This is a genomic window from Thalassorhabdomicrobium marinisediminis (assembly GCF_003072065.1).
In the GTDB taxonomy this organism is placed as follows: domain Bacteria; phylum Pseudomonadota; class Alphaproteobacteria; order Rhodobacterales; family Rhodobacteraceae; genus Octadecabacter; species Octadecabacter marinisediminis.
Genome location: NZ_QCYG01000002.1, coordinates 231489 through 245149 on the forward strand (window position 1 = coordinate 231489; position 13661 = coordinate 245149).

13 protein-coding genes are annotated in these 13661 nt (G+C 61.1%); 8 read left to right on the forward strand and 5 right to left on the reverse strand.

What is annotated here, in order from left to right; genetic code table 11:
* Nucleotides 1-7: 7 nt before the first annotated feature.
* Together dnaJ and dnaK are read right to left on the reverse strand one after the other, a co-directional pair.
* On the reverse strand, nt 8-1156 hold the full coding sequence (gene dnaJ, locus DC363_RS03490) for a molecular chaperone DnaJ (RefSeq protein WP_108639746.1): 1149 nt from the start codon (nt 1154-1156) through the stop codon (nt 8-10).
* Between the two features lie 71 nt (nt 1157-1227).
* Entirely contained in the window at nt 1228-3147 is a 1920-nt protein-coding gene (gene dnaK / locus DC363_RS03495; protein ID WP_108639747.1) for a molecular chaperone DnaK, read from the reverse strand.
* Between the two features lie 173 nt (nt 3148-3320).
* Between dnaK and DC363_RS03500 the strand changes: the two genes are divergently transcribed.
* Nucleotides 3321-3935: an alpha-ketoglutarate-dependent dioxygenase AlkB family protein gene (locus DC363_RS03500; protein ID WP_108639748.1), complete on the forward strand. Its 615-nt coding sequence runs from the start codon at nt 3321-3323 to the stop codon at nt 3933-3935.
* Between the two features lie 106 nt (nt 3936-4041).
* Entirely contained in the window at nt 4042-4611 is a 570-nt protein-coding gene (locus DC363_RS03505) for a hypothetical protein (protein WP_108639749.1), read from the forward strand.
* 26 nt (nt 4612-4637) lie between these two features.
* On the opposite strand, the gene DC363_RS03510 is transcribed toward DC363_RS03505, so the two are convergent.
* Genes DC363_RS03510 through DC363_RS03520 form a run of 3 tightly spaced genes read right to left on the reverse strand, consistent with a single transcriptional unit; the run spans nt 4638 to nt 7000 of the window.
* On the reverse strand, nt 4638-5528 hold the full coding sequence (locus tag DC363_RS03510; protein WP_108639750.1) for a cation diffusion facilitator family transporter: 891 nt from the start codon (nt 5526-5528) through the stop codon (nt 4638-4640).
* Nucleotides 5529-5582: 54 nt separating this feature from the next.
* Nucleotides 5583-6182, reverse strand: a complete 600-nt coding sequence (locus tag DC363_RS03515; protein WP_108639751.1) for a hypothetical protein — start codon at nt 6180-6182, stop codon at nt 5583-5585.
* Nucleotides 6179-7000, reverse strand: a complete 822-nt coding sequence (locus tag DC363_RS03520; protein WP_108639752.1) for an ABC transporter permease — start codon at nt 6998-7000, stop codon at nt 6179-6181. Before DC363_RS03520 ends, DC363_RS03515 begins: the two co-directional genes overlap by 4 nt.
* Nucleotides 7001-7142: 142 nt before the next feature.
* On the opposite strand from DC363_RS03520, the gene cysQ reads away from it, so the two are divergent.
* The 6 genes from cysQ to DC363_RS03550 all read left to right on the forward strand — a co-directional run bounded on the left by cysQ (nt 7143) and on the right by DC363_RS03550 (nt 13658).
* Complete coding sequence (gene cysQ, locus DC363_RS03525) at nt 7143-7940, forward strand: 3'(2'),5'-bisphosphate nucleotidase CysQ (protein WP_108639753.1); 798 nt, start codon at nt 7143-7145, stop codon at nt 7938-7940.
* On the forward strand, nt 7940-8740 hold the full coding sequence (locus DC363_RS03530; RefSeq protein WP_108639754.1) for a 3-deoxy-manno-octulosonate cytidylyltransferase: 801 nt from the start codon (nt 7940-7942) through the stop codon (nt 8738-8740). Before cysQ ends, DC363_RS03530 begins: the two co-directional genes overlap by 1 nt.
* A 121-nt stretch (nt 8741-8861) precedes the next feature.
* Nucleotides 8862-9755 carry a UTP--glucose-1-phosphate uridylyltransferase GalU gene (galU, locus tag DC363_RS03535; protein ID WP_108639755.1) on the forward strand — a complete coding sequence of 298 codons (894 nt, stop codon included), beginning with the start codon at nt 8862-8864 and terminating at the stop codon, nt 9753-9755.
* Nucleotides 9756-9765: 10 nt separating this feature from the next.
* Nucleotides 9766-10818, forward strand: coding sequence for a glycosyltransferase family 2 protein (locus DC363_RS03540; protein WP_108639756.1), 1053 nt, complete (start codon nt 9766-9768; stop codon nt 10816-10818).
* Between the two features lie 138 nt (nt 10819-10956).
* Complete coding sequence (locus DC363_RS03545; protein WP_108639757.1) at nt 10957-11967, forward strand: glycosyltransferase family 2 protein; 1011 nt, start codon at nt 10957-10959, stop codon at nt 11965-11967.
* A complete protein-coding gene (locus DC363_RS03550; protein ID WP_108639758.1) occupies nt 11964-13658 on the forward strand; it encodes a DUF5927 domain-containing protein in 1695 nt (564 codons plus the stop codon). Before DC363_RS03545 ends, DC363_RS03550 begins: the two co-directional genes overlap by 4 nt.
* Nucleotides 13659-13661 lie beyond the last annotated feature (3 nt).

A 13661-nucleotide genomic window follows, 5' to 3' on the forward strand; every position in this document is an offset into this window, starting at 1 on the left:
GCGCCGTTCACCCCTTCATCGATTCCCAGAACGACTTGACCGAGTTGAAAAAGCTCGAACTCTGGGGGTTGTTGTCGCTTGCTGCATCTTCGAACTCGCGCAGGAGCTCTTTTTGCCGCGCGGTCAGGTTGACCGGCGTCTCAACAGCCATTTCGATGAACATGTCACCGTTGCCGCCGCCGCGCAGGGCAGGCATGCCCTTGCCCTTGAGGCGCATCTGGCGACCGGATTGTGAACCGGCAGGGATCTTCACCCGCGACCGTCCGCCATCGATGGTCGGCACTTCGATATCTCCGCCCAAAGCGGCCTTGGTCATCGACACGGGCACGCGGCAGAACAGATGGTTGTTCTCGCGCTCGAACAGCGCATGCTCGCGCACCTCGATGAAGATATAGAGATCGCCCGCAGGCCCGCCGCGCATGCCGGCTTCACCTTCGCCGGCCAGACGGATCCGGGTTCCGGTCTCGACCCCCGCGGGGATGTTGACCGAAAGCGATTTCTCTTTCTCGACGCGGCCTGCACCGTGACAGTTGTGACAGGGGTTCTTGATCGTCTGCCCCATGCCGTTACAGGTCGGACAGGTGCGCTCGACGGTGAAAAAGCCCTGTTGCGCGCGCACTTTGCCCATGCCCGAACAGGTCGGACAGGTCTGAGGCTCAGAGCCGCCTTCGGCGCCGGTGCCGTTGCAGACGTCACAGGCCACGGCGGTGGGAACGGTGATCGTCTTTTGCAGACCGGAAAAAGCCTCTTCCAGAGTCACACGCAGGTTGTAGCGGAGGTCGTTGCCGCGCTGCACCTGCGAACGGCCGCCCCGCTGTCCGCCCATGTTGCCGAACAGGTCGTCGAAAATATCCGAGAAGGCCGATCCGAAATCGCCCTGACCGCCCATGCCGCCCATACCACCGGGTCGGCCACCGCCGCCCATGCCGCCTTCAAAGGCCGCATGGCCATAGCGGTCGTAGGCCGCCTTCTTGTCCGCATCTTTCAGGACGTCATAGGCCTCACCAACCTCCTTGAACTGCGCTTCGGCGTTCGGGTTGTCGGAATTGCGGTCGGGGTGAAGCTCTTTGACCTTGGTGCGGTAGGCTTTCTTGATCTCGTCCGTCGAGGCGCCTTTGGACACGCCGAGGACGTCGTAATAATCGCGTTTAGACATGTATGATTTCCCCTTTTGGGAAGTGATGGGACGGCCCGTTCAAGGCCGCCCCATAGCGTAGCGTTACACGATCAATCGCGCTTTTCGTCGTCCAGGTCTTCGAAGTCGGCATCGACGATATCATCGTCGCTGCTGCCACCCTGGTCGGCGCCGGGCATGTCGGGCTCGGCTTCGCCGGCCTCTTCCTGCGCCGCCTTGTAGATGGCTTCACCCAGCTTCATGGCCGACTCGGTCACGTTCTGGATGCCGGCCTTGATCTTGCCCGCATCGTCGCCGTCCAGATCGTCCTTGAGCGCGGCGATGGCCAGCTCAATAGCTTCGATCGTGGTCGGGTCGACCTTGTCCGAATGCTCTTCCATCGACTTCTCGGTCGAGTGGATAAGGCTTTCGGCCTGGTTCTTGGCTTCGACGAGCTCTTTGCGGCCCTTGTCAGCTTCCGCGTTCTCTTCGGCGTCGCGCACCATGGCATCGATATCCTCATCCGAGAGGCCACCGGAGGCCTGGATGGTGATCTTCTGCTCTTTGCCGGTGCCCTTGTCCGTGGCCTGAACCGACACGATGCCGTTGGCGTCGATGTCGAAGGTCACTTCGATCTGCGGCATGCCACGGGGGGCTGGCGGGATGTTCTCAAGGTTGAACTGGCCGAGCATCTTGTTGTCGGCGGCCATCTCACGCTCACCCTGGAACACGCGGATCGTCACGGCATTCTGGTTGTCTTCCGCGGTCGAGAAGATCTGCGACTTCTTGGTCGGGATCGTCGTGTTGCGGTCGATCAGACGGGTGAAGACACCGCCCAGAGTTTCAATGCCGAGTGACAAAGGTGTCACGTCGAGCAGGACAACGTCCTTGACGTCACCTTGCAGAACACCGGCCTGAATGGCGGCACCCATGGCGACAACCTCATCAGGGTTCACACCCTTGTGCGGCTCCTTGCCGAAGAAGTTGGTCACTTCCTCGATGACCTTCGGCATCCGGGTCATACCACCCACCAGCACGACTTCGTCGATGTCGTTCGTGGTCAGGCCCGCGTCCTTCAATGCAGCCTGACAAGGCTTCATGGAGGACTTGATCAGGTCACCGACAAGGCTTTCCAGCTTCGCACGGGTCAGTTTCATAACCATGTGCAGCGGCGAGCCGTCCTTGCCCATCGAAATGAACGGCTGGTTGATCTCGGTCGAAGAGGCCGAGGACAGTTCGATCTTGGCTTTCTCGGCGGCTTCTTTCAGACGCTGCAGGGCCATCTTGTCCTTGGTCAGGTCAACGCCGTTTTCCTTTTTGAACTCATCCGCAAGGTAGTTGACGATGCGCATGTCGAAGTCTTCACCACCCAGGAAGGTGTCCCCGTTGGTGGATTTCACTTCGAACAGACCGTCGTCGATCTCGAGAATGGTGACGTCGAACGTGCCGCCGCCAAGGTCATAGACCGCGATCGTCTGCGAGTTTTTCTTGTCGAGGCCGTAAGCCAGAGCAGCGGCCGTCGGCTCGTTGATGATGCGCAGCACTTCAAGGCCGGCGATCTTGCCGGCATCCTTGGTGGCCTGACGCTGGGCGTCGTTGAAGTAGGCAGGAACCGTAATGACGGCCTGTTCGACTTCTTCACCAAGATAGGACTCGGCGGTTTCTTTCATTTTCTGCAGGATAACGGCAGAGATCTGCGAAGGGGAATACTTCTCACCCTTGGCTTCGATCCATGCGTCACCGTTGCCGCCGTCGATCAGCGTGAACGGCAGGTTCTTCTTGTCTTTCGCAAGGTGCTTGTCGTCGAACCGGCGACCGATCAGGCGCTTGACGCCGAAGATCGTGTTGTCGGGGTTGGTGACGGCCTGACGTTTCGCAGGCTGGCCGACAAGACGCTCGTCATCCGTGAAGGCCACGATCGAAGGCGTCGTGCGCGTGCCTTCGGCGTTCTCGATAACGCGAGGCTGCGAGCCGTCCATGATCGCGACACAGGAGTTCGTGGTCCCGAGGTCGATACCAATTACTTTTGCCATGTTTCAAATCCCTTTCAGGCGATTGGAGTGGCACGGACCCATTCCGGCATCCGGCCTATGGTTTGTGTTGAGGAATGGGGCAGGCCCCCATCCGGATCGGAGTGTATATAGGTGTGGCAAATCGTGCCTGCAACCTATGTGAAGGGGGGGAATGGCGCAAAAATGGATGCAAAATGGTAAACACCGGACCGACTTTGAAAATAAGGGGTGTTCGCGTCTGGCAGGGGCGTCTGGACCGTGCCGCGCAAAAAGCGATGCTGGACGACATCCGCGATGTGGTAGCCGCCGCGCCGCTGTTTTCCCCGATGACGCCCTACGGCAAGCCGATGTCGGTGCGCATGACCAGCGCGGGGCGCTTCGGCTGGGTGTCGGACCGATCCGGCTATCGGTACTCCCCGACCCATCCCAACGGTCAGCCATGGCCCAAGATCCCCGCATCGGTGCTGGATGTCTGGCAGGCAGTATCCGGATCGGACCGTGAGCCGGAGTGTTGCCTGGTCAATTTTTATCGCGACGGAGCCAGAATGGGGATGCATCAGGACCGCGATGAGGCGGACTTCGGTGAGCCTGTCGTGTCGATCTCGCTGGGGGATGACGGGATGTTCCGGATCGGCAATCTGACGCGTGGCGGCAAGACAGAATCCATCTGGCTGCAGTCGGGCGATGTCGTCGTGATGGGGGGTGAGGCCCGCAAAATCTATCACGGGATCGACAAGACGCGGCCGGGCTCGTCGTCTCTGCTGGAGGGGGGCGGGCGCCTCAACCTGACGCTGCGGGTGGTGACCTGAGCGGGCCCGTGCCCCAACCTGCTGATCTCCACCGTCAAAATCGTTGAAATTGTCGCTCTGCCGCATAGGGTGGTGGCCATTCAAAAGAGTTTTGACGGAGTTATTTATGAAGCTGTTTTGCAAAACCATTCAGGGGGTTTCCTGTGCAGCGCTGATCGCGCTGCTCGCCGCGCCGCCCGCGATGGCGCTGACCGGGGGCGAGGAATGCGCCGACGCCTGGCGCGACTATTCCGAGCAATACAACGCGGCCGCGCAACGGGTGAACCAAGGTTGGGCGCGCGTGCTGAACACGCCCGAAGCCGCCTATGATGATTTCAACTGGGCAAGCTCACGCGCCGAACGGTTCCGCAACTTCGGAGCATGCACGCGGTCGACCTCGCTGACAGACGCAATCATCGACGAGATGGAGCGGGACCGTCGCACACTGGTGCAGATCGCCGACTGCGGGCTGCGGGTCGCGGTCATGGAGGTGAAGTCCATCGAACTGGACGAGGCGATCAGCCGCTACAATATAGACCAGGCCGGCTCTGACACGGTGCGGATGCTGTCGGGCGTCGTTGAGCAACGGGCCGACGCGGTGCTGGCGGCTCATGAGTGCTCGAACGACGGCTGGTCCCTTGATCTTGCGCGGGATCGCAAGGATTGGTCCAACCGGGTCTGGGACGTCGTACGTTAGGGGCCCGGAGTCAGGCGCGGGTCGGTTCAGACCACCTCAATGGTCGAATGGTCGATCCTGAATCTGTCGCGCAGGATGGCCTTGGCGGCGTCTTTCACCTGCACGGGGTCGGCCGAGGGGGCCACGGTGAGTTCCATGGTGACCATCGGCCGTTCTTGCGTGACGGACCAGGCATGGATGTGGGCAACATCGGTAATGCCGGAGACCTCGGACTTGAGCACCTTTGCCACCTCGCGGCGGTCGAAGCCGCGCGGCGCCCCTTCCAGAAGGATGTGACCGCTTTCGCGCACCACGGCCCAGGCTGAGCGCAGGATGATCAGCACGACCAGCACCGACAGGATCGGGTCGATCGGGGTCCAGCCGGTGTAGATGATGACCACCGAGGCCACGATTGCGGCGATGGAGCCGAACAGATCGCCGGCCACATGCAACGCCGCGGCCCGCACGTTGAGGTTTTCGCTCTCTCCCCGTGTCAGGATCCAGAAGGCGATAATGTTGACGAGCAAGCCGCCAATCGCCACCCAAAGCATCAGGCCACCCAAGACCTCATGGGGGTCGCGCAACCGCTGGATGGCTTCAAAGGTGATCCAGATCGCGATGGCGAACAGGGACAGCCCGTTTACGAGGGCCGCGAGCACCGAGAAGCGGTCGAACCCGTAGGTGCGCTTCCAGTCTGCCGGTTTGCGCACGAGGCGGATTGCGAACCACGCCAGCACGAGCGACGCAAAGTCGGTCAGCATGTGACCGGCATCCGCGATCAGGGCAAGCGAGCCGGAAATCACCCCGCCCACCACCTCGGCCAGCATGAAGCCGCCGGTCAGAACGGCGGCAATGGCGATCTTGCGTTCGTTCTTGGGAACGTGGCTGTGGTCATGATCATGCCCGTGATCGCCGGGTCCATAGCTGTGGTCGGTCATGGCGTGAAGCCTCGTCCAGTTGCGGTCCTTGCCAGGGGTAACGCGGCACCGGCGTCAGTTGTTCACCTGCATCGTGCAACACCCGGTCCAGACCTCGGACCCGTCCGGCGCATCGGTGAACATGGTGATCGCCATGGCAAAGTCCCGGTCGCTCATCCCGTCGTTGCAGGGGCGGGCGTTGATGATCATCGTGCGGGTCAAGGCAGGGCCTTCTTCCGCCTCGACCAGATAGCCGGTCCGGGCGGTGCGCTCGCGCAGGATCGTCAGCTGGCGGCGCCCCTCTCCGGGGGCGTTGTATTCCGTTCCGCGCGGGTGGAAGGACACGCTCCAGAACGGCTCGGTGCCTGAACAGATCATCGGGCGCGGAACCTCAGGGGGCGGGACAGGGTTCGGGGTCAGAAACCGCATCGAGACCCAGCCGGAGCGCTCCCCCGCGCCGGTGTATCCCCAACCGTCCTGCTCGCGCATGACCTCGATATTCAGATCGAAAGGGCCGAACTCTCCGACGATCTCGGATCCGGCATTCGGCTCCGCCCGGATGTTAAGGGTGTCATCCTTGGCCACGCCCTGGACCATGTAGCGATCCGGCAGGGACTGCGCCGCAAGGGGCGTGGCCGAGAGCGTATCGAGCAGGGCAAGGGCCGCGCGGATCATCTGGTGGCCTCCCAACTGGCGGAGGCATGTTTGCGGGTGTAGAATTCAAGCATCAGCCCGATCATGATCAAAACAAAGCTGACTTTGATCGGATAGGAAATGCTGCTGTAGTGGGGATTGTAGTTGATGAAGGTGAACCCCCGCGCCTGATCGATGGCATGAAACAGCGGGTTCCAGTCGAACATGGCCAGCATGAAGCCGGGCATCGTGTTGGCGACGAACATCTTGCCCGAGGCGATCATGTTGGCGCGGGCATAGATCGATGACGCGATTGAGGTGAAGCCCGGGAACCACGGTTTGATCGACAAAAAGACGATGCCCACCGCCATCCCCGAGAACCACGCCAGCAGCACCATTCCCATCGCGCCCGCCGGGTCATGGATCGTGATCGGGCCGAAAATGACGTGGTAGAGGTAGAGCACCACGCTCATCGACAGGATCTGGATGTAAAGCGATGCGATGGCCGACGAGGTGATCGAGACGATGGTGTTCATCGGCGCATGTTTCATCATCGCCGAGGCTGGCCCTTCTGCCTTGAGCACCGCACCCATCGCCTTGGTATGGGTCAGGAACAAGAAGATCCCCGACATGATATACAAAAGGAAATCGCCCCGGATCGCGTTGCCCTTGAGGCCGAGGATCGAGAACATGAAATAGAAGGCTGTCACGAAGACGATGGTCTGCATCATGTTCATGATCAGGCCAACCACGGCGTGCCGGTGATCCTTGCGCACCTCGCGCACGATGGAATGGTAGATCAGCCCCAACATCCCGAAGGCGGTGCGAGAGCGTGATACATGCCGTCTTGCTTCGAACATCTTGCCTGCCTTGCGTTGCCCGGGGCGGCCCGCGCCCCCAGGGCACGTATTTCTTGCCGATCCGTTATTGCAGAAGCATAAGGGGGCAAACGTCACGGATCAATTAAAACACCCGTGACGTATGATTAAGCGGGAGCGTGTGATGGATTTCGACAAACTGACCAAGGTGATGCGACAACTGGCGCTCGAAGCCGGCGATATCATCATGGATATCTACAATTCCGATGAGTTCGAGGTGAAGTCCAAAACCGACGACAGCCCAGTCACTGCCGCGGACGAGGCTGCGGACGCGCATATCTCGGCCGGGCTGCGGGCTGCGTTCCCCGACGTGGCGCTGATCACCGAGGAGCAGGCCGACAGCCACCGCGTTGAGGCGTCGACCTTCCTGATTGTCGATCCGCTGGACGGAACCAAGGAATTCGTCCACCGTCGCGGCGATTTCACGGTGAACATCGCCTATGTGGAAAACGGCGCGCCGCTGCGCGGTGTCGTCTATGCGCCCGCCAAGGGGCGGTTGTTCTACACCCAGCCAGACGGCACCTCGGTCGAGGAGGTCGGCGCGCTCGAGAAGGCCACCGTCGGCACCATGGTGCCGATCAAGGTGAGCACTCCGGACAATTCGGCGCTTATGGTCGTCGCCTCCAAATCGCACCGCGATCAGGCCACGGACGATTACATCAACAAATATGCCGTGAACGACATGAAAAGCGCAGGCTCGTCGCTGAAGTTCTGTCTGGTGGCCACCGGTGAGGCGGACCTCTACCCCCGTGTGGGCCGCACGATGGAATGGGACACCGCCGCCGGACACGCCGTGCTGACGGGGGCGGGCGGTCATGTGGTCCGCTTCGACACCCACGCGCCGCTGACCTACGGCAAGGACGGCTTCGCCAATCCGTTCTTCATCGCCCATGCGCCGGGCGTTGAGCTGAAGTCCGCCTGATGGCCGTGCTCGTCGTCATCCCCGCGCGGTTCGCCTCGACCCGCTATCCCGGAAAGCCGTTGGTCGAGCTGCAAGGCGCGACCGGTGTCCGCAAGACCCTGATTGAGCGGTCCTGGGCGGCTGCGAAGGAGGTTCGCGGGGTCGACCGCGTGGTTGTGGCGACCGACGATAGCCGGATCAAGGACGCGTCCGAGGCTTTCGGCGCAGAGGTCGTCATGACCTCATCGGCTTGCCGGAACGGGACCGAACGTTGCGCCGAAACACTCGACGCGCTGGGCGGGGGCTATGATATCGTGGTGAACCTGCAAGGGGATGCCCCGCTCACGCCTGCGTGGTTCATCGAAGACCTTGTGGCCGCCCTGTCGGACCATCCCGTGGCCGAAGTGGCGACCCCCGTGCTGCGCTGCACCGGAGCCACGCTGAACGGCTTGCTGCAGGACCGCCGCGAAGGGCGCGTGGGCGGCACGACCGCGGTCTTCGGGGCGGATCACAACGCGCTTTATTTCTCGAAGGAAGTGATCCCCTTCACTGCGAAAACCTACGCCGCCGAGGAAGAGACGCCGGTGTTCCACCACGTGGGCGTCTATGCCTATCGGCCCTCGGCCCTTGCCGCCTATCCACGGTGGGACAGTGGCCCGCTGGAACAGCTCGAAGGGCTTGAGCAATTGCGGTTCCTCGAACGGGGCGCGCATATGCTTTGCGTGGAAGTCGAAGCGAAGGGCCGCCAATTCTGGGAGCTGAACAACCCCGAGGACGTGCCGAAGATCGAACAGATGTTGTCGGAGATGGGCGCGCCGTGATGCCCGTTCCGTCGGCGTGCCCGGGGCAAACGAGCGTCAGTCATTTGCCTGTGTTCCCATAAGTGCTATCATCTACAAAAAGGGCTTCGGGCCCGCGAAAAAATCTATCGTCAGGTGCATTATGAAGAAACGAGTTACCAAAGCTATTTTCCCTGTCGCCGGTTTGGGAACGCGATTCCTGCCAGCGACGAAGTCCATTCCGAAAGAAATCATGACGCTCGTGGATCGCCCGCTGATCCAATACGCAATCGATGAGGCGCGGGCCGCGGGTATCAAGGAATTCATCTTTGTCACCTCGCGCGGCAAGGGCGCCTTGGAAGACTACTTCGACGATGCTCCCCATCTTGAAAGCACATTGCGCAAAAAGAACAAGAAAGACCTGCTGGAGACCCTTAAGAACACCAGCATGGACAGCGGCGCGATTGCCTATATCCGGCAGCATCGCGCGCTGGGTCTTGGGCATGCGGTCTGGTGCGCGCGGCGTCTGGTGGGGAACGAACCCTTTGCCGTGATCCTGCCTGATGACGTGATCGCCGCCGAGAAACCCTGTCTGCAGCAGATGGTCGAAGCGCATGGGGAGACTGGCGGCTGCATGGTGGCCGCGATGGAAGTCCCGACCGAGAAATCGTCCTCTTACGGGATGATCGACATCAAGGAAGATCACGGCTCCATGGTTTCGGTCAACGGACTGGTCGAAAAGCCCTCCCCCGAGGAAGCGCCGTCGAACCTCGCGGTGATCGGGCGCTACATCCTGACGCCGAAAATCATGCAGAACCTCAATAAGATCAAATCCGGTTCCGGCGGTGAAATCCAGTTGACCGACGCGATCGATGCCGAGTTGCAAAGCGGTCGTGACGTTTATGGCTACCGCTTCCGGGGCCAGCGCTTCGACTGTGGCTCGAAAGCCGGGTTCCTGCAGGCGACCGTCGCCTTTGGTCTGGCGCGGCCCGACCTGCGTGACGAATTCGACGGCTATCTGCGTGAACTGATGGCCATGCAGCAAGCCGCGCAATAACCGGACCCCTGTGTTCCCGTTCGACACCGCAGGGGAGCGGGACCAAAGGTCGTTTCTTGCGCGCGCGCGCCATGCCTATCGGTTGCGATGGAAACGACGGCGGCTTCTTGCGCGGGCGTTGCGGCGGCGGCGTGAGCTTTCGCGACGTGTTCTGCGGCCGATTCCGGCGCAGGGTGTGTTGGTTTTCGCAACCCTACGGAACGAGATGTCGCGCCTGCCTCACTGGCTCGCCCATTATCGCACGCTCGGCGTGGCGCATTTCCTGATCGTCGACAACGGCAGCGACGATGGCTCGACCGGGTATCTGGCCGAACAGCCGGACGTGTCCCTCTGGACCACCGGTGCGAGTTACAAGGCCGCGCGCTTCGGCGTCGATTGGCTGACCTGTCTGCAGTTTCGCTACGGGGTCGGGCGCTGGTGTCTGACTGTGGATGCGGATGAGTTGCTGGTCTATCCGGGCAGCGATGAACGGCCCCTGAGCGCGCTGACCGCCCATCTCGACCGCACAGGTCGTGCGTCCTTTGGCGCGCTGATGCTTGATCTTTATCCGCGCGGTCCTGTCAACGCAGTCGACTTCGCATCGGGGCAGGATCCGCTTGAGGTGCTGCACTGGTTCGATGGGGACAATTATCGCGCCAAACGGCATCCGGTGTTCGGCAACCTGTGGATTCAGGGCGGTGTGCGCGACCGGATGTTCTTTGGTAGCCAGCCGGAACGGTCGCCGACCCTGAATAAGACGCCGCTGGTGAAATGGCGCCGCCGCTATGCCTACGTCACGTCGACCCACCAAATCCTGCCGCCTAATCTGAACGAGGTGTTCGACACCGGAGAGGGTGACCGGGTGAGCGGGGTTCTGTTGCACACGAAGTTTCTCCCGAACATCACCGAGAAATCCGCCGAAGAGCTTGTGCGCAAGCAGCATTTTGAGAACAGTGACCTCTACCAACCCTACTATCAGGCCCTGATCGAGGGGCCGGACCTGTGGGCCCCCACGTCGATCCGCTACGCGGGGTCGGAGCAGCTGGAGCGTCTGGGGCTGATGACGCGGGGTGATTGGGCGTGAAACCTTGCCTATTGCCAAGCTTTGTTTATTTATTGGAAACAATGGACAATGTTGAACCGCCCTTCTTGAACGGTGTGTTAAGCTTGATCTGATAGCGGGGTTGCAACACCCCGTGGGGCAGTGCGGGAAGGACAAGACTTGGGCGCCTGGACCTCATACCGGCTTCGCCTTCAGCGAAAGCGCTGGCACCTGCGTGCCCGCCGCAAAAGTCGTGAGCTCAGGGCCGTTCAGGATCGCACCGACAAGATCACGCCCGGTGGTGTTCTTGTCTTTTCGACGTTTCGCAACGAAGACATTCGTCTGCCCTATTTCCTCAAGTATTATCGCGACCTTGGGGTCGATCACTTCATCATGGTCGACAACGAAAGTGACGATGGCGGCGCGGAATATCTGGCGCGCCAGCCCGATGTGTCCCTGTGGCGGGCCGAAGGCAGCTATCGCAGGTCCCGCTTCGGTGTCGATTGGCTGAACTATCTGCAAAGCAAATATGCCGATGGCCATTGGACGCTGGTCGTCGATCCGGATGAATTCTTCGTCTATCCCTTCTGCGACACTCGCCCGGTCAAAGCGCTCACCGATTGGCTCGATGCCTCGGACATCCGCAGCTTTGGCGCCATGCTTCTGGACATGTATCCCAAGGGCCGGCTGGACAGCGTGCCTTACCGCCGCGGTCAGGACCCGATGGAGATCGCGTCATGGTTCGACAGTGGCAATTACACCATCTCGAAGAACCACCTATACTATAATCTCTGGATTCAGGGCGGTCCCCGCGCGCGCATGTTCTTTCAGGATGAGCCCTGGCGCGCGCCGGCGTTGAACAAGACGCCGCTGATCAAGTGGAGCAAGCGCTACGCCTATGTCAGCTCAACCCATATGGTTCTGCCCCGTGGCCTGAACCTCGTTTATGACGAATGGGGGGGTGAGAAGGCGTCGGGCGTGCTGCTGCATGCCAAGTTTCTCGATACCTTCACGACCAAAGCGGCGGAAGAGCTGGCGCGGGGGCAGCATTACGCCGACTCGCAGGAATACAAGGCCTATGCGGAAGGGATCGCCCGGCATCCGGACCTGTGGTGCAAATGGTCCGAGAAATACATCAACTGGCGTCAGTTGGAAATTCTGGGCCTTATGTCCAAGGGAAACTGGGCATGACGGTCGGCGTGGTCATGTTGGTGCACACGGCCCTGCACCGCGCCGAACAGGTGATCCGCCACTGGTCCGCCGCGGGGTGTCCGGTGGTGATTCACGTCGACAAGAACGTGGACCGCGCCACCTACGACGATTTCGTGCAGCAGGTGGCCGATATCCCCGACGTGAAGTTCTCGAAGCGCCACCGCTGCGAGTGGGGGACCTGGGGGATCGTCGCCGCGACGCAGTCGGCCTCGCGCATGATGCTGGATCATTTTCCCGACGTGCGCCACGTGTACCTTGCTTCGGGCTCCTGCCTGCCGCTGCGACCGGTGAAGGACCTCATGGACTACCTCAAGAAGCGGCCGCGCACCGATTTCATCGAAAGCGCGACCACGGCAGATGTGCCATGGACGCAGGGCGGTCTTGATTTTGAACGGTTCACCCTGCGGTTTCCGTTCTCGTGGCGCAAACACCGGTTCCTGTTCGACCGCTACGTCGAATTCCAGCGGCGCATGAAGATGTATCGCCGGGTGCCCGACGGGATCGTGCCGCACATGGGGTCGCAATGGTGGTGCCTGACGCGGCAGACTCTCTCGGCCATCCTAGAAGACCCGGACCGCCCGACCTATGACGTCTATTTCAAGCGGGTCTGGATTCCGGACGAAAGCTACTTCCAGACCCTTGTGCGGCTTTATTCACAGCACATCGAAAGCCGGTCCTTGACGCTGTCGAAGTTCGACTATCAGGGCAAGCCGCATATTTTCTACGACGATCACCTGCAGCTTCTGCGACGGTCCGACTGCTTTGTCGCGCGCAAGATCTGGCCCGATGCAAACCGGCTCTACGACAACTTCCTGAACGAGAAGAACCCCCTCAAAGGGGCCGAACCCAACCCCGGCAAGATCGACCGCATTTTCTCCAAGGCGGTGGAGCGGCGTACGCGCGGGCGGGCCGGATTGTTCATGCAGAGCCGCCTGCCACGCCCGGGGCACGAGAACGGCTTCACCTCTGCGCCCTATTCGGTGTTCGAAGGCTTCTCGGACCTGTTTGAGGACTTCGAGCCATGGCTGGCGCGGATGACAGGCACCCGTGTGCATGGCCACCTTTACGCGAAAGACCGTGTCGAGTTTGAAGGGCGGCAGAAGACGTTCAGCGGGGCGCTGTGTGACAATCCCAAGCTGCGCGATCACCATGCGCAGCTCTTCTTGGTCAATCTGATTTGGAACACGCGGGGCGAACGCCAGTGTTTCCAGTTCGGCCCCACCGACAGCCAGTTCATCAGCTGGGACATCGCCAAGGACGCCAATGCGCAAATCAGCGTCATCACCGGCGCCTGGGCCATTCCGCTGTTTCAGTCCAATCGCAATTTTTCGGACATCCGCGCCGACGCGGCCGAGTTGCAGCGGATCGAGAGCGAACACCTCAACGCGCTTCGCTCGCCTTGGGCCAAGGCCAAGGTGCGCATTTGGACCCTTGCTGATTTTATCGAAACCCCGATGGAGGCCTTGCAGACCGTGCTGGACGAGATGGCCGCCAAGAACCTGCGCCGCGTGACCGAGGCTCCGAAGATGGCGGACCTGACCGGCTTCGGGCAATTCTTGCAGAACCTGAAAAATCAGGGCATGCATCCCTATCTCATGGGCGATTTCCCCGCCGACAACGCGCCGGTGGCGCAACGCCCGACACGGCGCAAACCCTATCTGGTGCGGTAACCT

What these genes read in the sequence shown, in the direction of transcription:
- dnaJ (WP_108639746.1), bottom strand. Translation starts at nt 1,156, where the DNA reads ATGTCTAAACGCGATTATTACGACGTCCTCGGCGTGTCCAAAGGCGCC.
- dnaK (WP_108639747.1), bottom strand. Translation starts at nt 3,147, where the DNA reads ATGGCAAAAGTAATTGGTATCGACCTCGGGACCACGAACTCCTGTGTC.
- DC363_RS03500 (WP_108639748.1), top strand. Translation starts at nt 3,321, where the DNA reads ATGGTAAACACCGGACCGACTTTGAAAATAAGGGGTGTTCGCGTCTGG.
- DC363_RS03505 (WP_108639749.1), top strand. Translation starts at nt 4,042, where the DNA reads ATGAAGCTGTTTTGCAAAACCATTCAGGGGGTTTCCTGTGCAGCGCTG.
- DC363_RS03510 (WP_108639750.1), bottom strand. Translation starts at nt 5,528, where the DNA reads ATGACCGACCACAGCTATGGACCCGGCGATCACGGGCATGATCATGAC.
- DC363_RS03515 (WP_108639751.1), bottom strand. Translation starts at nt 6,182, where the DNA reads ATGATCCGCGCGGCCCTTGCCCTGCTCGATACGCTCTCGGCCACGCCC.
- DC363_RS03520 (WP_108639752.1), bottom strand. Translation starts at nt 7,000, where the DNA reads ATGTTCGAAGCAAGACGGCATGTATCACGCTCTCGCACCGCCTTCGGG.
- cysQ (WP_108639753.1), top strand. Translation starts at nt 7,143, where the DNA reads ATGGATTTCGACAAACTGACCAAGGTGATGCGACAACTGGCGCTCGAA.
- DC363_RS03530 (WP_108639754.1), top strand. Translation starts at nt 7,940, where the DNA reads ATGGCCGTGCTCGTCGTCATCCCCGCGCGGTTCGCCTCGACCCGCTAT.
- galU (WP_108639755.1), top strand. Translation starts at nt 8,862, where the DNA reads ATGAAGAAACGAGTTACCAAAGCTATTTTCCCTGTCGCCGGTTTGGGA.
- DC363_RS03550 (WP_108639758.1), top strand. Translation starts at nt 11,964, where the DNA reads ATGACGGTCGGCGTGGTCATGTTGGTGCACACGGCCCTGCACCGCGCC.